The sequence below is a fragment of the Methylocystis sp. B8 genome, from assembly GCF_005771425.1.
GTDB lineage: Bacteria > Pseudomonadota > Alphaproteobacteria > Rhizobiales > Beijerinckiaceae > Methylocystis.
Map to the genome: position 1 here is coordinate 70,134 of NZ_VBTZ01000008.1, position 17,977 is coordinate 88,110.

A 17,977-nucleotide genomic window follows, 5' to 3' on the forward strand; every position below is an offset into this window, starting at 1 on the left:
CCTTTTGCTTCGCCGTCTTGTCCGGCGCATACGGCTTCTAATGCTGCGGCACAGCCGCGCGATCTTGAATGCAATTCCTCGACATCGAGAACACCATCCGCCACTCGCTCAAAGCCTTCGGCGTTCGGTTGAAGGGAACGTCGCGCGGCGATTTTGAGCAGGTTGTGCGCGAGTCTGTCGCCAATGATCCGCTCACCGGAGAGTTGATGGACGCCATGCTGACGGCGCGCGCAGCGCTGTGGAAGCAGTATTGCAAGCTGCACGATCTGGTCGTGAAGTTTGTCTCCCGCAGCGAACTCTGCCAGCGCTTCATGGCGATCCCGGGCGTCGGGCCGGTGACGGCGCTGAGCTTCATGACGGCGATCGACGATCCATCGCGATTCCGACGATCACGCGACGTCGCCGCCTATTTTGGCTTGACGTCGCAACGGCGTCAGTCCGGCACGTCGATCGACGTTCAGGGCCGCATCAGCAAGGCCGGCGATCCCGAGATGCGCCGCGCGCTGTACGAAGCGGCGAGCGCGCTGCTGACGCTTTAAGGGCAAGGACAAACTCAAATCATGGGGATTGACGTTGGCCAAGCGCGGCCGTCGTCGCAAGGCGACGGTCGCTGTCGCCCGCAAAATGGCGGTCGTCATGCATGCGATGTGGCGCGACGGCGCCCTCTATGTCGGCGATTCAACGGCGCGCCAGGCCGACGTCGCAGCGCGTGCGACCGTCAAGAATCGCAAGCTTCTGGGCGCGCACGCATGACGCCGCGACGCGCAAAGATTTTGCAGACGATCATGCCAAACATGATCGTCTTTTGAGCAAAGGAGCTCCGCGCAAGCGGATGAGAACTGGTGCAGACCAAGGACGACGGGAAGCACGCTATCTTGCCTGTGGCCGTTCACCCGGACCACGCCGGAATGCCTGTGACGCTGCCCCGTGAATCCGATGGCAATATGCGCCGCGACGGATCCGATGTCGTTTGGCTATTGCAGCCGAACGACGAAAAGTCAGCCGTCGATGAGCGCGGAAGAGCGCACGGCGCGCCAGAACTCTTGCCTGTCAAAGAGCTGCTTGCTGCTGAAAAGTTTAGAGAAGACTATCGTGCAAGATCGGAGAGACGACGATGTCGAAGAAGTCGACGAAAATGCGCCCGATTAAGAGGCCCGATTAAGATGCCCGCGTAATTGGGCTTGCTTCGAAGTTTGGGAAATTTGCAGCGGGAAAGGTGGCTGTCCTCCAGGATAGCGGTGCTGATTCGGGGTCGCCCAAGCGCCCCAAGCGCCAACGAAGGACAGCCATGGAGTATTTTGCCGGATTAGACGTGTCTTTGGAAGAGACTTCCATCTGCGTGATCGACAAGGAAGGCGGACTCTTGCGCGAAACCAAGGTTGAAACAGATCCGGATGCGATTTTCGTAGCGCTTAAGGCCTACGCTGGGCGATTGCGGCGCGTTGGTCATGAGGCGGGGTCACTGTCGCCGTGGCTGCAGGTGGAACTGAGCCAGCGCGGACTGCCGGCTGTGTGCCTTTAAACGCATCACGCGCGCTCCGCACTGAAAGCGATGCGTAACAAGAACATATTGTGCGCACGGGATGGTTCAAGCAGGTTCACGTGAAGAGCGCTGAGAGCTATCGGCTGCGGCTCCTGCTGACGCATCGGCGCAATTTGACGCGCAAGTTTTTGGACATTGAGAACGCCATCCGGCATTCGATCAAGACTTTCGGCCTAAAGCTTGGAGCCGTCAGTCGCGGCGCATTCGAGGCGCGTGTGCGTGAGCTTGTCGCTGGCGATCCACTGATTTCTGGAATTGCCGATTGCATGCTGCGGGCGCGTGCGGCGCTATGGCAAGAATATCTCCGGCTACACAAGATCGTCATCGCCACCGTAGCGCAGGACGAGGTGTGCCGGCGTTTTATGGGCGTTCCGGGCGTGGGACCGATTAGCGCCCTTTCATTCAAAACTTCGATCGACGATCCGCGGCGTTTTCGCCATTCGAAGACCATCGGCGCTTATCTCGGCTTGACGTCGCGACGCTGGCAGTCAGGAACGTCCATCGACGTTTCCGGTCATATCTCCAAGGCCGGTGACGGGGAAGTCCGACATCCGCTTTATGAAGCGGCGAACATTATGCTGACGCGCTTCAAAGGCTTTAGCAGCCTCAAGGCTTGGGGCATGAAGATCGCTCGAAAGCGCCGGTCACAAACGCGCCTCTGTGGCGGTCGCGCGCAAGCTCGCGGTGATCATGCACGCCATGTGGCGCGATGGTTCGACGTTCCAATTTAGAGCGCCGGCGGCGCAGAAAACGCCGCAAGGAAAGCGTGCGTTGAAGCCCCCTTGGCGCCGCCACGTGAAGCTCAATTTGCTGACTTGACGGCGGACTGAGACGATTTGAATCGAGGGAATCCGCGCGAGCGGAGAACAGTTCTGATGCAGACCAAGGGCGGCGGGAAGCACGATATCTTGCCTGTGGCGCGCATACGCGCGACCACGTTGATATGTCTGTGGATGATGCCCCGCGATCCCGATGCGGACATGTGCCGCAGCGTTTTTTTGACGTTGCTGAGCACAGAGGAGTGCACGGCGCTTCAGAGCTTTTCAAACGCGGGAGCGGTCCTGGCATGAGGACTTCAATAGTCCCCGCGATCAACCGAAAACGCGCGCCTTCGCGCGCGACATCACCCTTGCTTGCGATTAACCGATGGAGAAAGATATGGAGACGAAAAAGCCGGGACGACGCCCAATTAGGAGGGCAAGATAAAAGGGACAGCCTGCGGCGTCGTTTGGCGGTCAGTTTGTCGTTGCGCATCAATGCATTCACGCAGGCTGTCAATTCCATCCGCAGCCTGCCGAACACAATAACTCATTGCGCTCACACATTGATTTCCACCTCGCGCGACTGTTGAGATGGCCAGCGATGACGATATCCGCATTCGTCCCGGCCGCATTCGCGAGACGAAGCGGGGAAAGGGAAAGAGTTTCGTTTCGCGCGTGTTGGCGGCGACGCAGAAGGCGGGCGGACTATATCATTCGAGTCACGCTCGAAGGGGCGCGGCCCCTTCGGCCGCGGCCGCGCCGCGAGCTTCTCCGCGCTGTGCGGCCTGAGCAGGCAATCGCAGATCGCAAGGGCGCGTCGTTCGACATCGCGCCAGGTCATGGCGCGCCGCATCGTGGGTCCTAGCGGGCGAACCGCGAAGAAGGATGGCTTCATTGATCTCCGTTCGAATGCGGATCAGCGACCGACCTGGAGCGAAGTCTGCGGGGACAATGGATCTTCGCGGAGGCCGGCGAGCGCATAATTCCTGCGGAGGCACTAAATGACGGGTCGCTATGATCGATAATGATCCCGGCTGCAGTCTCGTCCCCTGGTCAGCTCGCTCAAAAGAAACTTGGATGACAAATGTTAGGCGGGATGGGCTCCCTGGAGGGCGTGGACTCGAGCTTCGGTCGCAAGAGAGAAATCGGGTTGTGGCGAATCGACTTTAGCAAGCTTGCTGGCGTGTTCGTCCGGGTATGGGCAGCGCTTTTCCGGTCTTTACGCGCCATGACCCGCGACGCTGCCACTCTTTTCAATGCACTTGCAACTACAAGAACTGGAAGCCCTCAGTTGGCGATTATGTCGGTGCACATTCTCGAATTCATCGCGCCCGCGGAGGAAAAATGTCATCGGCTACGTTTCTAGCCCCGCGCGGCGGCGGTCTACGTTCGAAAGGCGGGGCTGGTCGCGCTTCACGCGCCGTCCTCAAAAAATTCGAGGACAAATATCTGCGCCACTACCGCGCCGAACACGTCCTGTGCCTTGCGCCTATGCGTTCGCGCAAAAGCGTCGGCTTGACCGTTCCCGCGCCACTTGCTGGGCCCGGACCCCTTATCGTGCATGACTCGAGGGCGAAAACTGGTCCCTAACGGCCAGTTGCAGTCGCTTAATAGACGCGTGCTGCTGTTACATCCGACTAACGCGGGTCGACCATGCTTTCGTTTCCATCTATCTCCTACTCGTTCCGATCTTTTTGAGTCTTTCAAATAAATTGATGGTGCGGCATCCGATTTACGCGAAAGCCTATCCATTCTTTTGATGCGCGGGCCAATCAACTTCCAGCAACGAGAGAGCGTGGCCATAATCAAATTATGGACAATGCTGGATGCAGCATACGGTCGAAGAGGGCCTCTATCGCTGGTACGGTCTCCAAGCGAAGCGCGAACAAGCACTCATGTCCTACGAGGTACGAGGATTCGCGGCTAGATTTTCCTCGTCCACATCTTCAGCAAATGAGCGCAAATCAACTAGAAAAACAGGCCTTGCAAATCGAACCGGACGGCGCGATTCTTCGTCTTGCGCGCGCTCTCGCGCGCCAAGCCGCGCGAGAAGATCATGCACACGCGTGCGCTGACAGCGCCCGAGCAAATGAAACGTGCTGCGATCTACGCCCGCTTCTCGACCGATCTTCAGGATGAACGATCGATCGAAGATCAAATCAGTCTTTGCAAAAAATACGCGGAGCGCGAAAGCCTCGATGTTGTCGCGGTCTTTGATGACCGCGCCCGCTCTGGCGCGTCCATCCTCGGACGTGATGGCCTGCTCGCGCTTATGGACAAAGCGCGTGAGCGTTCATTTGACGTAATTCTCGTTGAGGCTTTGGACCGTCTTTCTCGCGATATGGAGGACCTTGCCGGCATCCACAAGCGCCTGTCCTTTCTAGGCCTCGAAATCCGCGCAGTTCACGAGGGCGTGGTCAACACTGTTCTGGTTGGTCTTCGCGGACTCGTCGGGCAGCTCTACCGCGAGGACAACGCACACAAGGTGCGAAGGGGGCAGGCGGGACGTGTCGGCAAAGGCCTTAATGCCGGCGGCCTCACCTACGGTTACAAGCCCCTGGCTGGAGATCCAGGAAAGCGCTCAATCGTCGAGGCAGAAGCGGAAATCGTGCGGCGGATTTTCCGCGAATATGTCGATGGTCGCACGCCGCGCGACATTGCCCACGATCTAAATGCGGAACGAATCATCCCACCTCGTGGTAGGGCGTGGAACGCTTCTACTATCAACGGGAACATGCTGCGCGGTAATGGGATTCTGAACAACGAGCTTTATGCCGGCCGGCTCGTTTGGAACAAGGTCCGCATGATGAAAGATCCTGATACGGGGAAACGCATCTCTCGCCCAAACGCGGAGAGCGATTGGCAAGCCACTGATGTTCCCGATTTAGCAATTGTCAGCCGAGAACTTTTTGAAGCTGCCCAGAGGCGGAAGAAGGCGCGCAGCGTCACGCATCCGAATCAGCAACGTCGGCCTCGCCATATCTTATCAGGATTGTTGAAATGCGCGGCGTGCGGCGCCGGAATGGCAAGCAATGGCAAGGACCCGTCTGGACGCATTCGTATCCGATGCTCGGCCGCGACGGAGAGTGGCATATGCCCTGATCCGAAGACCTTCTATCTCGACACCGTTGAATTGGCTGTCCTCAATGGACTGACCGCCGAACTCCGCCACCCCGAAGTCATCGCCGAATACATTCGAACTTACCACGCCGAACGCAAAAGGCTCGCCGCCGAGGCTGATCGCAAGCGTCTGCGGCTCGAACGTCGGCTCGGGGAGCTTAACCGAGAAATTGACCGTCTTGTCGATGCTATCGCGAAGGGTCAGGGTGACCCTGCCGTTTTGGGTCCGAAGTCGACGCTGTTGGACGGCGAACGCAAAAAAATATCCGCCGAACTCGCGGAGGCGGTACCGTCCACGGAGGCCGTCTCCCTGCATCCGGTCATGCTCGCCCGCTACCAGGAGCAGCTGACACGTCTCCAATCTGCTTTGTCGTGTGGAATCAGAGACGGCGACACCGAATGTTCGGAGGCGATTCGGGACTTGGTCGAGACAGTGACCGTGTTCCGGGACAAGACCCGCGCTGGCGGTGTCCGGGTTGAGATCACGGGCCGTTTAACGGCGCTACTTGGCGAACAAGCGTTCCCCAACAGGGTTCGTGGAGTGTGGGGTAAGGTGGTAGCGGAGGAGGGACTCGAACCCCCGACACAAGGATTATGATTCCTCTGCTCTAGCCGACTGAGCTACTCCGCCCCAAACCGCCTCGGCGGTCTGCAAGAATTTGCGATATAGGTTGCCGCCCTCGCGCAAGTCAAGGCGGCGCGGACGACCAAGGGACGTCCGTATCGTCCCTATTTACGTTGCCCGTCTTGACCGTCCGGCCGCTCGGGGAACGTCAGGCGGCGGCCGCTCCCGGCCTCAAGCGCGCAAGAGCGGGAGCCTTTCCTTTGCCGGCGTGGCATGCGACAAGCCGACAAGCCCCGCCGGTCGGCGGCCGACGCCGCAGGCCGCGAGTTCGCTTGAAGATTTCCGGTTCACGCGCCCATGTCGGTCAGACATCCGATCATCTCAATCACCGGCTCGTCGGGCGCCGGCACAAGCTCGGTCAAGGCGACGTTCGAGCAGATTTTCCGCCGTGAACGCATCGAGGTCGCCTATGTCGAAGGCGACAGCTTTCACCGCTTTGATCGCGAAGAGATGAAGGCGAAGTTGTCCGACGCGCACGCTGCCGGCCATCACAATTTCAGCCACTTCGGCCCTGATGCCAATCTGCTGCCAGAGCTCGAGACGCTGTTTCGCCAATATGGCGAGACGGGTTCAGGCCGCTATCGCCATTACGCGCATGACGAAAACGAGGCGGCGATGCTTGGCGTGCCGCCAGGCACCTTTACGGATTGGGAAGAACTGCCGCCCAATACCGACGTGCTCTTCTATGAGGGGCTGCACGGCGCGGTCGTCACCGACGAGGTCAATGTCGCGCGCTACGCCGATCTCAAGATCGGCGTCGTTCCGGTCATCAATCTGGAATGGACGCAAAAGCTGCACCGCGACCGGCATTCGCGCGGCTATACGACAGAGGCCGTCACCGAGACGATTCTACGGCGCATGCACGATTATGTGCATTATATTTGTCCCCAGTTCTCCGAGACGGACATAAACTTCCAGCGCGCGCCGACGGTCGACACATCGAATCCGTTCGTCGCCCGCTCGATCCCGACGCCCGATGAATCAATCGTCGTCATCCGGTTTCGCGATCCACGAGGGGTGGACTTCCCCTATCTTGTGTCCATGATCGCGGGAAGCTGGATGTCGCGCGCCAATTCCATCGTCATCCCGGGCAATAAGCTCGATCTCGCAATGCAACTGATCCTCACTCCGAGGATTCTCGAACTGGTCAGACGCAAGAAAGGCGTGACGTGAACGACACTATATTGACCGCGGCCCAGGAAACTTCAGCGCCGGCGGGCGCAAAATCCGATCCGCGGCGCTACGCCAACGCCATTCGCGCCTTGGCGATGGATGCGGTCGAAAAGGCGAAATCAGGCCATCCCGGCATGCCGATGGGCATGGCTGACGTCGCTGCCGTGCTTTTTCAGCGCTTCATGAAGTTCGACGCCAGCCGTCCGGACTGGCCGGACCGCGACCGTTTCGTGCTGTCGGCCGGCCATGGGTCGATGCTGCTTTATGCCCTGCTCTATCTCCTTGGCTATCCGGGAATGGGCCGCAAGGAGCTCGAAAACTTCCGCCAGCTCGGTTCGCCGACGGCTGGCCACCCGGAATATGGCCACGCCGCCGGCATCGAGACGACGACCGGTCCGCTCGGCCAAGGGCTCGCGACGGCGGTCGGCATGGCGATCGCCGAGAAGCTTGCGGCGGCGCGTTTCGGCGACGATCTCGTCGACCATTTCACTTATGTCCTCGCCGGCGACGGCTGCCTCATGGAAGGCGTCAGCCATGAGGCGATCGACCTCGCCGGCCATCTGAAGCTCTCAAAGCTCATCCTGTTCTGGGACGACAATTCCATCTCGATCGACGGGCCGACGAGCCTTGCAACCTCGATGGACCAGATGGCGCGTTTCGCCGCCGCAGGCTGGCAAGTCGCCCATATTGACGGCCACGATCCTGAGGCGATTGCGCAGGCGATCGCCGCCGCGCAGGCCGATCCGCGGCCTTCGCTCATCGGCTGCCGCACGCTCATCGGCTATGGCGCGCCGACCAAGCAGGGCAAGGAAAGCTCCCACGGCGCGCCGCTCGGCGCCGCCGAGGTCGACGCCGTGCGCGAGGCGCTCGACTGGCCGCACGCGCCTTTCGAACTGCCGGAAGAAATTTTACAGACCTGGCGTGCGGTGGGGCGGCGCGGCGTCAAGGCGCGAGAGGCCTGGGAGGCGCGGCGCGCAGCCTCACCGAAGGGCGCCGCTTTCGAGACCTTCATGAAAGGCGACGTTGCGACGGAGGTGGCGAAACCCCTTGCCGAGTTCCGGGCGGCGCTCGCCGCCGAAAAGCCGAAAGTCGCCACGCGCAAGTCTTCGGAAATGGCGCTCGGCGTCATCAACGCCGCGACGCAGGCGACGATCGGCGGCTCCGCCGATCTGACGCACTCGAACTTCACCATCACCAAAGGCATGGGCGAAGTCGCGCCCAACGATTTTTCCGGCCGCTACATCCATTATGGCGTGCGCGAATTCGGCATGGCGGCGGCGATGAATGGCATAGCGCTCTATGGCGGCTTCGTCCCCTACGGCGGCACCTTCCTTGTCTTCTCAGATTACGCCCGCGCCGCTATCCGCCTCTCGGCGCTCATGGGCCTGCGCGTCATCTATGTGCTCACCCATGATTCGATCGGCCTTGGCGAAGACGGGCCGACACACCAGCCGATCGAACATTTGGCGGCGTTGCGCGCCATGCCCAATCTCAACGTCTTCCGCCCAGCCGACGCGATCGAGACCGCCGAGTGCTGGGAGCTGGCGCTCGCCAGCCGCCACACGCCCTCAATCCTGAGCCTCTCGCGGCAGAATTTGCCGACGCTCGAGCGGCCCGTCGGCGAAAACCTTTCCGCCAAGGGCGCTTATGTGCTGCGCGAAGCGGCGGGAAAGCGCGACGTCACGCTGCTCGCGACTGGATCCGAGGTTGAAATCGCCCTTGCGGCGGCCGACATTCTGGGCGCGCAAGGAATAAAGGCGGCTGTCGTCTCCATGCCCTGCTGGGAGCTCTTCGAGGCTCAGTCCGAGACTTATCGCGCCGAAGTATTGGGCGGCGCCCCGCGTGTCGCGGTCGAAGCGGCGGCGCGGCTTGGTTGGGACCGTTGGATCGGCGAGCGCGCCGCCTTTATCGGCATGAGCGGCTTTGGCGCGAGCGGGCCAGCGGCCGACCTTTACAAGCATTTTGGGGTCACGGCGGAGGCTGTGGCTCAAGCGGCCCGGACGCTAGTTAAGGCTTAAGGCGTAAGAGATAGCGGAGGCGACGAATGGCACTCATTACCCTGCGGCAGTTGCTCGATCACGCCGCCGAGCACGACTACGGCGTTCCCGCGTTCAACATCAACAACATGGAGCAGGGCCTCGCGGTGATGGAGGCGGCCGCGTCGGTCGACGCGCCGGTCATCATTCAGGCGTCGCGCGGCGCGCGCGCCTACGCCAACGACATCATGCTCGCCAAGATGATCGAGGCGCTCGCGGCGATCTGGCCCGACATTCCGCTCGTCATGCATCTCGACCACGGCAACGCCGAATCGACCTGCGCCAGCGCGATCCGCTTCGGCTTCACATCGGTGATGATGGACGGTTCGCTCAAAGCCGATGGCAAGACGCCCGCCGATTACGATTACAATGTGCGCGTCACCCGCAGCGTCGTCGACATGGCGCATTGGGTCGGCGCCTCCGTCGAAGGCGAACTCGGCGTGCTCGGCTCGCTCGAGAGCGGCATGGGCGAGAAGGAAGACGGCCACGGCGCCGAAGGCAAGCTCTCGCACGACCAGCTCTTGACCGATCCGGCGCAGGCCGAGGATTTCGTCGCCCGCACCAAAGTCGACGCGCTGGCGATCGCGATGGGCACCTCGCATGGGGCCTATAAGTTCAGCCGCAAGCCTGACGGCGCGATCTTGGCGATGAAAGTCGTCGAGGAAATTCATCGTCGTCTGCCGAGCACGCATCTTGTGATGCATGGCTCGTCTTCCGTGCCGCAGGAATTGCAGGACGCGTTCAACGCCGCCGGCGGGCAGATGCCACAGACCTGGGGCGTGCCGGTCGCCGAGATTCAGCGCGGGATCAAATATGGCGTGCGCAAGATCAACATCGACACCGACAACCGCATCGCCATGACGGCGGCGATCCGCGACGTTCTCGGCAAGAACAAGGGCGAGTTCGATCCGCGCAAATATTTGAAGCCCGCAATGGAGGCGATGCGCGCCGTCTGCAAGCAGCGCTATGAGGAGTTCGGCACGGCGGGTCAGGCCTCAAAAATCAAGCCCATCCCGCTGTCTGAGATGGCCAAGCGCTACGCCAGCGGCGCGCTCGATCCGCAGTTCGCGAGCAAGAAGGCGGCGGAGTAGCGTCATGAATCACGGCGTCGTCATCGCGCCTTCGATTCTTTCAGCCGATTTCGCGCGGCTGGGCGAAGAGACGCGCGCGATGGCCGACGCCGGCGCCGACTGGATACATCTCGACGTGATGGACGGGCATTTCGTGCCCAATATCACCTTTGGGCCTGGCGTCGTCGCGGCGCTGCGGCCGGTGACGACGCTCACGCTCGACGTGCATCTGATGATTTCGCCGGTCGATCCTTATATCGCCGCCTTCGCCGAAGCCGGCGCCGACATCATCACCGTGCATGCTGAGGGCGGGCCGCATCTGCATCGCTCGCTGCAAGCGATCCGCGCGCTCGGCAAAAAGGCAGGCGTGTCGCTCAATCCGGCGACGCATGAAAGCGCGCTGCAATATGTGCTCGACGACATCGATCTTATTTTGGTGATGAGCGTCAATCCCGGTTTCGGCGGCCAGAGCTTCATCCACTCGCAGCTCGATAAGATTCGCGCCATTCGCAAAATGATCGGACGGCGCGAAATCCGCCTCGAGGTCGACGGGGGCGTGACGCCGCTGATCGCGCCACAAATCGTCGAAGCCGGCGCCGATGTTCTTGTCGCGGGCTCGGCCGCCTTCCGTGGCGGCCAGGTCTGCTACGCCGACAATATCGCTGCGCTGCGCCGCGCCGCGGCGAGCGCCGGCGCGATTGCCGTTTAAGCGGCCTTGGCGGCCGCGCCGCGGCAGTTGATTGTCGCGGCGCGGCGCGCTATCGCCTCACCAGCGCATTGGGGCGTCGCCAAGCGGTAAGGCAGCGGATTTTGATTCCGCCATACGGAGGTTCGAATCCTCCCGCCCCAGCCAGCGCCACTTCACGACGTCAAACACCGCTACCGGCCACCGTCCGCCACGGCGGCAGGCGCAATTAACTGCCACCGATGCCGGGGCAATGTGACCAACAGAAGCTGAAGCGGACTAAATTAAAAACGCGGCGCTACTCTTGATCGCCAGGAAAAATTGTAAGCCAAAATGAGCATGCGCATAAGCATAGAAGCTCGGGAGCGTGACTTTGAGCCTGCGTTGACTTGGATCGGCGGTCTGGTCGGCGCCGCTCTGGACAAGCGTGTTGCTGCTTTCCGGGCCCAGGAACTCAAGAACCCGCTTCTCGCTACTCATTTTCGCGAGACCTTCGCCTTGGAGTTCGCGCTCGTCAAAGCTCGCAAATACCGCCGGCAAACAGGCCGCCTGCCAAAGGGAGGCGAGTATGACCCACTTTACTGTTTTCTCATCGCGACCCAACGTATTCACGCAGCACTACCAGCGAACGTGCGAACGCCTTTCGAAGGCAGGTTACGTGATGCCTTGAATGGCGCCTATGGCCTCCGACCATTTGCCTACGAGATAAGCATTGCCACGCATCTCATGCAGCGAGGTTGGGACGTGGAATTCGCCGACTATGCCCAGATGGGACGTTTCGACTTTCTCGCACGCCAGGGCAGGCGCGAAATCGAAATTGAGTGCAAGAGCACGTCGGGCGACACCGGCCGGAAAATCCACCGCCAGGAAGTCAATCGACTTGCCGACCTGTTACTGCCGACTACCGAGCGGGTAGCGGACATCGCCGGATGTCATCGCATTTTGCTGACGATTCCTGACCGCCTCGGAAAATCGAGTGAGACACTATCGGGTGTCGCCTCGATCCTAGCGCAAGCTGTAGATCAGAAGGGTATAGCGTCGAGCGAGCTCGCGCGCGCCGAGTATACACTCGACAACATCGCCCATTGGCCGCAGCCGGGCCTGGACCCGGATGCGAAATCCTTCTTCGAAACGCGCTTTGGTTATTACAACTCGCATCTTCTGTTTCATGGCCGAAAGAATTTCTCCACTGTGGCCGTTATGATCCGAAGCGACAAGGCCGACACTGTTGTCGATGCGCTATCAAATGCCGCAAAGGAGGCGGCCGACCAATGCAGCGGAACAAGACCGGCGCTGATCGCAATGCACCTGATTGACAGAATCAGCCGGCCTGAACTCAAATCGCTGCTTGAGACAGGTAGCGGACTACACGCGGTTATGCATGCCTTGCTCCGGAGTGGAAAGCGGCAGCATATCGATTCGGTCGCCTTTACGGTTCCGCAATACATCCGACCGGATGGCGTCGGCGCTAGGCGGCTCTCCGGCGACTTGCTCGTCCTCAACAATCCGCAACCGCTCTTCCCCTGTGATGAAATCCGCTCGATATTTCGATCGCCTTAGTCCAGCGAGTAGAGCGTCGCCAAGCGGTAAGGCAGCGGATTTTGATTCCGCCATACGGAGGTTCGAATCCTCCCGCCCCAGCCAATACAATAATTAGCGCTAGCCCACCTTGCTGTCCTTCAGCAGGCCGACGAGCGGGTTTGGCGTCGGGGGCGCGATCCGCCGCAGGGTATTTGTGTCGTGATGGTTGAACGGCGGCGTGTTGCCGCGTAGGGCTAGATCCGTTCGCGTCAAATAGGTCCAGCTATCGTCGTCGTTGAAGTTGATGTCGATTCGGTAATAGTCGGTGCGAAACGCCTCTTCCAGGATGCTCGTGGAGCAAATGCCGAAGCGGCTGTCGCCACGCCGCGCCTCGACCGAAATGCGCGCGTCATCGGGCTTGGCCGTGCCGCCCGCCAGCACGACTTGTCCGCGCGGGATCGCGATGGTTTGCATGATCAGGCCCGTGGCCGGCTCCCAGAGCCAATAGCCTACCTGATCGTGAAAGGTGATCGCCTCCTCCGCAGTGTTGATATGGATGTGATAGCGCAGACCATAGAGGAGCTGAGGACCGTTCGTCTGCGGGTCGATCGGGTCCATCCGGATATGCTCGCGATAGGCGCGCGTTTCCGGACCCGCGGCCTTGGGATTGACGTCCATGCCTTGATCGGACTGCCACACGCCAGCCAGGCGGCGCAACGGACCGAGATTGGCGAGCGTGTCGGGGGAGAACTCAGGTTCGGTAAAAATATCTTCCGGAATGCTGCACACTTTCCGTGTCCTTTCTCGCTCATTTGAGCCGCTTGCGATTGAAAACTTGCTCGGACTGATTTCAAGCAACAAATTTGCCGATCTGGCGTCGGCGCTCGTCACGGCGGCTCGCTGCTGAGACATTCGTGATGCCGCCAATTTGCCGATTTCGAGAAGTTGCCGCGAGCGATATTCGCTAAGCGCGCTGCGACCATCGACGTGAACAGGCGACGGATTGACGGACCGCTGCGGACGTGAACCGCGACGAACGCACACGTGCGCGGGCGCACTGCGTCTTCCAATGAGACGCGCAATAGTCCCAACGTTGCAAAAACCCTTAGCTTTTCGAAGCGATCGGGGCCGGCTGCTAAAGCGCCGGCCCTTTTTTGCGCTGCCTACTCGGCCTCTTTTAACGAAGCGCCGGCTGCGAGCGATATCACCCGAATGATGGCTGATCTACAGCCGATCCGTTGCGTTGCGGCCGCATTTGTTCTCAAATCGCAATCCTTTACGCATCACGTCGGATCGCCCGCATGCTGACGGTTTTCTGCTCTCCCGCGAGATATGTTCAGGGTCGCGACGCGACGATGTCGCTCGCATCGGAGCTCTCGCGGCTCGGCATTGCGAAAAAGCCGCTGATCATCGCGAGTTCCGCCGCCCGTAAGGCGTTGGAGTCGACATGGCGCGCGACGTTTCAAGCCGCCGGATTCGACTACGCCATTATGGATTTCGGCGGGGAATGTTCCTTCGCGGAGATTTCGCGCGGAAAGGAAGAGGCGCGCCGTGTCTCCGCCTCGACGATCGTCGGCGCCGGCGGCGGCAAGACGTTGGATGCCGCCCGCGCCGTCGCCGCTGAACTCGGCCTGCCGGTCGCGTGCTGTCCAACGACCGCGTCGAGTGACGCGCCGTGCAGCGCGCTTTCGGTCGTCTATACCGAGGACGGGGTATTCGAGAAATGCCTCTACTATCGACGCAATCCTGATCTGGTTCTGGTCGACAGCACCATCATTGCGCGCGCCCCCGTGCGCTTTTTAATCTCCGGCATGGGAGATGCGCTCGCCACCTATTTCGAAGCGGACGCCGCGATCCGCGCCTATCGAAAGAATGTGGTTGGCGGCCTGAGCACGATCGCGGCCGCGGCGATTTCAGAACTCTGCTACAAAACGCTACTCAAGGATGGAACGTCGGCCATCGCCGCCGCGCGGGCTGGTTCGATCACGCCGGCGCTCGAACGCATCATCGAGGCGAACACGCTGCTCTCTGGACTGGGGTTCGAATCGAGTGGTCTTGCGGTGGCGCATTCGGTCCATAATGGGCTGACCGCCGCGCCGGAAACGCATGATCGGCTGCACGGCGAAAAGGTCGCCTTCGGCACGCTGACGCAGCTCGTGCTCGAAGGACGGCCGAGTTCGACAATTGACGAAGCTATGGGTTTTTGCCTCTCGGTCGGCTTGCCTGTGACGCTTGCCGAACTCGGCCTCCAAAATCTTCCGCGCGAGAAGGCGTGGGCGATCGCCGAACGAGCCGTTGCTCCCGGCGAGAGCGCCCACAACGAGCCTTTTGAGGTGACCGCCACGAATCTTATGGACGCAATTTATGCGGCGGACGCTATCGGCGCCGCCTTCAAGGCGCGCGCTTCGCAGTAAGCAATCGCGCATGGGCGACGGCGCCTACTCCTTCAAAGCGGAAGGCGGGTCTAAGTGGGTCTAAGTGCCGAGCTTGGCGAACACGCGATCGAGGAGACCATCGGTTGGATACGACCGCGAGGACGTGCACTACAAATCCTAAGTCCCAGCAGTCGACGCGCCGCGGGAGGCGTGGCCCCCTTTTCTGCCAGCTTGCGCCGCAAGTTCCCGGTTGACGGAAAAACTGCGTTTTGCCGCGCTCACCGCTAGACCGCCTTTGCGTCCCGCAGTCGAAGCAAGCTCCGGATTTTTGGCGAAGCTGCGCTGTTCGCTCGGCACGCTCTTGCCGCCTTTGCGCGCAATTTCACGTTGGCGCTCGGGCGTCATCAACGCGAATCCCCTTCGGGACTTGGCGGCCGCCTTAACTTTATTCATCAATTGCGCTCCAATTTGATTTCAATGGTCGCCGCAACGAAATGAGTCGCGGAAGATCGCTCAGCATCGCCGGAAGAGAAACCAAACAAGACAACCTTTCCAAAGGAACGGTCGAGCGAATTCATTTTCGCTGAGTTTAAAATGCTGCCAAGTCAGTAATTTTACGTATAAATTTGCATCGCTGGCGGCAATCCAAATCAGGGCATTTCATCGCGTGGCGAAGGCGTAAAACGACTCTAACCGCTCTCTAAAGTTCTTCTGAGCAAACTGCGATCCCGATCGACGTATGAAGTTCTGTTCTCCCGCTGCGGTCCTCCGGCCGGTGGCCCCACACGCCATAGACATGCGCGCGACTGCTAACCCAATACTCCAGAAATCAAAGGTCTAGGTAGGTCTACGAATTTTGCTTCGCGCGCGCGCGTGCTCTTATCTCCTCGCTGCCGATCTCTTTATGTACCTGAGCGCCAAGAGCGCCGTTGCAGCAAAACGCCAAAGGGCAATGGGAGCGTCCAATGTTGTGCGCGTCGCGCTGCCTCGAGCGATCGGGTCTCGGCCCGCGAGGAATGATTGCTGGCGTCATACTCTCCCTCAAACAGCAACGGTTGCTCGCCAGCTATCTGCTCAACCTGCAAAGGGGCGAGCGCTTCGTGTTCGAGACGATGATCGCTGACATCCACAGGCTAGCGGACCTCGGCGCATATGAACTCGCCACAGACGTGTTTGTCGCTCTTTGTATCTTCATGCGGGACCGACCGCGATTCAGCGCCTACGGGCGGCGCAATCGCGCGTTTAGGAGCCTGTATGGGAAGAGATCGATGCGAGCGCTCGACTCGCATCTCATCGCCAATGGCGCAAGACGGACAGCCGATTCAATACGCCCTTGAGAGGAACAAGTCCTGGGCGTGGACTTTGCCATTTCGGCATAGGATCGCCTCGGATGGGCCAAGGAGATCGAACTCCGCCTTCCGAGCGTTCCCCAACGCAATTTCGAGAATAGCGCTTGTGCTAAGACTGAGATGCGCCCAGCGCAAATGGAATGGCGTCCTGCGCTCAGCGCTGATACGCTTGCAGCGTCACAGATCGTAAGCTGCCGGGCCTTGGCGCTCGGCGCATGCGAGCGATAGCAGCACGGGCAGACTGGATTTCACACTTGAATCAATAGGATTTCATTCAGTGGACGATGAAAGTCCCGATGTTTCCGGCGTCAGTCGGGGAGAGCTCGAACGCCTGAGAACGATCAGCGGAATGGTTGCGACTCTCGCCCACAACATCAATCAGCCGCTAACGGCGGCAAGCGCTTATCTCAGGGCGGCGCAGCGCCTGACAGGAGGACTTCCGAAGGAGCCCGCAACGCCGATCGTGGAAACGCTCGACAAGGCTGTAACGCAGATCGTACGCGCCGCCGAGGCCGTCCGCGCTCTCAGCGAGCTTTTTACGGACAGCGGCCCAGAAAAGACGCCTGTCAGCCTCAATTTACTAATCGAGGAGACGCTTTCTTTCATCGCCAGCGAGGCTGCCGATGCTGGAGTCTCCATTAGCAAGCGACTTACGAAAGATGACGATTGCATCGTCGCGGACCGGTTTCAGATCAAGCATGTTCTGATAAATCTTATTCAAATTGCCATGGAGAGGATGCAGAAAACGCCGCGACGCGAGCTGTTCGTTTCCACGACAACGGAAGCTGCAAGCGCGATACGCCTCACAATTCAAGACGGCGCCGGCGGATCAGGCGAAGGCGAGGACGCCGATCTCTTCGCGTTTTTTGCGGCGCAAGAAAAAGGAATGGGGATCGGACTGTCGATTTCGCGCACAATCGTCGAAGCACATCATGGCCGACTTTGGGCTAGGGCCAACCCCGAACGGAGCGCTATATTCTCCTGTGACCTTCCCTTACGAGGGCAAGAGTCCAAGGGATGAGCTCGAGAACGATCTACATCGTGGACGACGATTCGGCGGTGCGAGAAGCCCTTCAGCTTCTGCTCGAATCCGAGGGTTACGCCGTGTCGGGCTTTCCATCGGCGTCCGCTATGCTGTCGTCGTTGGGGCCGGAAAGCGCCGGATGCGTTATCGCCGACGTCCGGATGCCGGGACTAAGCGGGCTCGACCTTATCGTCGAGATGAAGAGCCGAAATCTTCGTTTGCCGATCATTATCATTACGGGCCATGGCGACGTGCCGCTGGCGGTCGAAGCCATGAAGCGGGGCGCCGTAGATTTTCTAGAAAAGCCATTCGACGACGAAGCGCTCTTCGCGGCAGTCAAGCGCGCGCTATTACCGGACGCGACCGCACAGGAGAATCGTACCGAAGAGTCGCACGCTCCTGAAAGATTTATGTTGCTGACCAAACGCGAGCGCCAAATTCTGGAAAGGCTCGTGGAAGGCCGCTCGAACAAGGTCATTGCGCACGACCTCGACATCAGTGTGCGCACGGTGGAAGCGCATCGCGCGAATGTCATGGCCAAAATGCGCGTCAAGAATCTCGCGGAACTCGTTAGAATGTTCCTTAATGGTCGGAATATTTTGGTTTCTGAAAATAACTTGGAGGATCCTTCTCAAAAATCCTCGTCGTCAATCATGCGTCGCGACTAGGCCGCGGGAGAAGCGCCACAAGTATAG

The 17,977-nt window shown here is 60.1% G+C and carries 12 protein-coding genes, 3 tRNA genes and 2 pseudogenes; 14 read left to right on the forward strand and 3 right to left on the reverse strand.

The annotated features are described in order from the left end of the window. Positions 1 to 59: 59 nt before the first annotated feature. From FEV16_RS13180 to FEV16_RS13195, 4 genes and pseudogenes are all read left to right on the forward strand, one after another. Positions 60 to 753: pseudogene (locus tag FEV16_RS13180) on the forward strand (IS110 family transposase); the annotation flags it as partial. A gap of 535 nt (positions 754 to 1,288) precedes the next feature. After that, positions 1,289 to 2,362, forward strand: a pseudogene (locus FEV16_RS13185) (IS110 family transposase). Between the two features lie 1,286 nt (positions 2,363 to 3,648). After that, positions 3,649 to 3,894: a type IV secretory system conjugative DNA transfer family protein gene (locus FEV16_RS13190; RefSeq protein WP_138168097.1), complete on the forward strand. Its 246-nt coding sequence runs from the start codon at positions 3,649 to 3,651 to the stop codon at positions 3,892 to 3,894. Positions 3,895 to 4,393: 499 nt separating this feature from the next. Then, entirely contained in the window at positions 4,394 to 6,022 is a 1,629-nt protein-coding gene (locus tag FEV16_RS13195) for a recombinase family protein (protein WP_138168147.1), read from the forward strand. On the opposite strand, the gene FEV16_RS13200 is transcribed toward FEV16_RS13195, so the two are convergent. Continuing rightward, positions 5,979 to 6,055, reverse strand: a tRNA-Met gene (locus tag FEV16_RS13200). The two genes, FEV16_RS13195 and FEV16_RS13200, sit on opposite strands and share 44 nt — an antisense overlap. 291 nt (positions 6,056 to 6,346) lie before the next feature. On the opposite strand from FEV16_RS13200, the gene FEV16_RS13205 reads away from it, so the two are divergent. The 7 genes from FEV16_RS13205 to FEV16_RS13235 all read left to right on the forward strand — a co-directional run bounded on the left by FEV16_RS13205 (position 6,347) and on the right by FEV16_RS13235 (position 12,657). Continuing rightward, a complete protein-coding gene (locus FEV16_RS13205) occupies positions 6,347 to 7,222 on the forward strand; it encodes a phosphoribulokinase (protein WP_138168098.1) in 876 nt (291 codons plus the stop codon). Between the two features lie 11 nt (positions 7,223 to 7,233). Beyond that, a complete protein-coding gene (gene tkt / locus FEV16_RS13210) occupies positions 7,234 to 9,240 on the forward strand; it encodes a transketolase (protein ID WP_138168148.1) in 2,007 nt (668 codons plus the stop codon). A gap of 26 nt (positions 9,241 to 9,266) precedes the next feature. Further along, positions 9,267 to 10,349 (forward strand): class II fructose-bisphosphate aldolase, encoded by a 1,083-nt coding sequence (fba, locus tag FEV16_RS13215; protein ID WP_138168099.1) that lies wholly within the window; start codon positions 9,267 to 9,269, stop codon positions 10,347 to 10,349. A gap of 4 nt (positions 10,350 to 10,353) precedes the next feature. Then, on the forward strand, positions 10,354 to 11,037 hold the full coding sequence (gene rpe, locus FEV16_RS13220; RefSeq protein ID WP_138168100.1) for a ribulose-phosphate 3-epimerase: 684 nt from the start codon (positions 10,354 to 10,356) through the stop codon (positions 11,035 to 11,037). A gap of 69 nt (positions 11,038 to 11,106) precedes the next feature. Further along, positions 11,107 to 11,181 (forward strand) — tRNA-Gln (locus tag FEV16_RS13225). Between the two features lie 165 nt (positions 11,182 to 11,346). Then, positions 11,347 to 12,573, forward strand: coding sequence for a hypothetical protein (locus FEV16_RS13230; protein WP_138168101.1), 1,227 nt, complete (start codon positions 11,347 to 11,349; stop codon positions 12,571 to 12,573). A gap of 9 nt (positions 12,574 to 12,582) precedes the next feature. Continuing rightward, a tRNA-Gln gene (locus tag FEV16_RS13235) sits at positions 12,583 to 12,657 on the forward strand. Between the two features lie 15 nt (positions 12,658 to 12,672). On the opposite strand, the gene FEV16_RS13240 is transcribed toward FEV16_RS13235, so the two are convergent. Then, on the reverse strand, positions 12,673 to 13,323 hold the full coding sequence (locus FEV16_RS13240) for a heme-binding beta-barrel domain-containing protein (protein ID WP_138168102.1): 651 nt from the start codon (positions 13,321 to 13,323) through the stop codon (positions 12,673 to 12,675). A 512-nt stretch (positions 13,324 to 13,835) separates the two neighbouring features. Between FEV16_RS13240 and FEV16_RS13245 the strand changes: the two genes are divergently transcribed. Beyond that, positions 13,836 to 14,948 carry a glycerol dehydrogenase gene (locus FEV16_RS13245; RefSeq protein WP_138168103.1) on the forward strand — a complete coding sequence of 371 codons (1,113 nt, stop codon included), beginning with the start codon at positions 13,836 to 13,838 and terminating at the stop codon, positions 14,946 to 14,948. A 138-nt stretch (positions 14,949 to 15,086) separates the two neighbouring features. On the opposite strand, the gene FEV16_RS13250 is transcribed toward FEV16_RS13245, so the two are convergent. Then, positions 15,087 to 15,362, reverse strand: coding sequence for a general stress protein (locus tag FEV16_RS13250; protein ID WP_138168104.1), 276 nt, complete (start codon positions 15,360 to 15,362; stop codon positions 15,087 to 15,089). 1,173 nt (positions 15,363 to 16,535) lie between these two features. Here FEV16_RS13250 and FEV16_RS13260 point away from each other — a divergent pair. Together FEV16_RS13260 and fixJ are read left to right on the forward strand one after the other, a co-directional pair. Then, positions 16,536 to 17,279 (forward strand): ATP-binding protein, encoded by a 744-nt coding sequence (locus FEV16_RS13260; protein WP_246657324.1) that lies wholly within the window; start codon positions 16,536 to 16,538, stop codon positions 17,277 to 17,279. After that, positions 17,276 to 17,950, forward strand: coding sequence for a response regulator FixJ (fixJ, locus tag FEV16_RS13265; protein ID WP_138168105.1), 675 nt, complete (start codon positions 17,276 to 17,278; stop codon positions 17,948 to 17,950). Before FEV16_RS13260 ends, fixJ begins: the two co-directional genes overlap by 4 nt. Positions 17,951 to 17,977 lie beyond the last annotated feature (27 nt).

Coding starts and splice junctions, on each gene's coding strand:
- FEV16_RS13230 (WP_138168101.1), top strand. CDS start 11,347: ATGAGCATGCGCATAAGCATAGAAGCTCGGGAGCGTGACTTTGAGCCT.
- FEV16_RS13245 (WP_138168103.1), top strand. CDS start 13,836: ATGCTGACGGTTTTCTGCTCTCCCGCGAGATATGTTCAGGGTCGCGAC.
- FEV16_RS13250 (WP_138168104.1), bottom strand. CDS start 15,362: ATGAATAAAGTTAAGGCGGCCGCCAAGTCCCGAAGGGGATTCGCGTTG.
- fixJ (WP_138168105.1), top strand. CDS start 17,276: ATGAGCTCGAGAACGATCTACATCGTGGACGACGATTCGGCGGTGCGA.
- FEV16_RS13190 (WP_138168097.1), top strand. CDS start 3,649: ATGTCATCGGCTACGTTTCTAGCCCCGCGCGGCGGCGGTCTACGTTCG.
- FEV16_RS13195 (WP_138168147.1), top strand. CDS start 4,394: ATGAAACGTGCTGCGATCTACGCCCGCTTCTCGACCGATCTTCAGGAT.
- fba (WP_138168099.1), top strand. CDS start 9,267: ATGGCACTCATTACCCTGCGGCAGTTGCTCGATCACGCCGCCGAGCAC.
- rpe (WP_138168100.1), top strand. CDS start 10,354: ATGAATCACGGCGTCGTCATCGCGCCTTCGATTCTTTCAGCCGATTTC.
- FEV16_RS13205 (WP_138168098.1), top strand. CDS start 6,347: ATGTCGGTCAGACATCCGATCATCTCAATCACCGGCTCGTCGGGCGCC.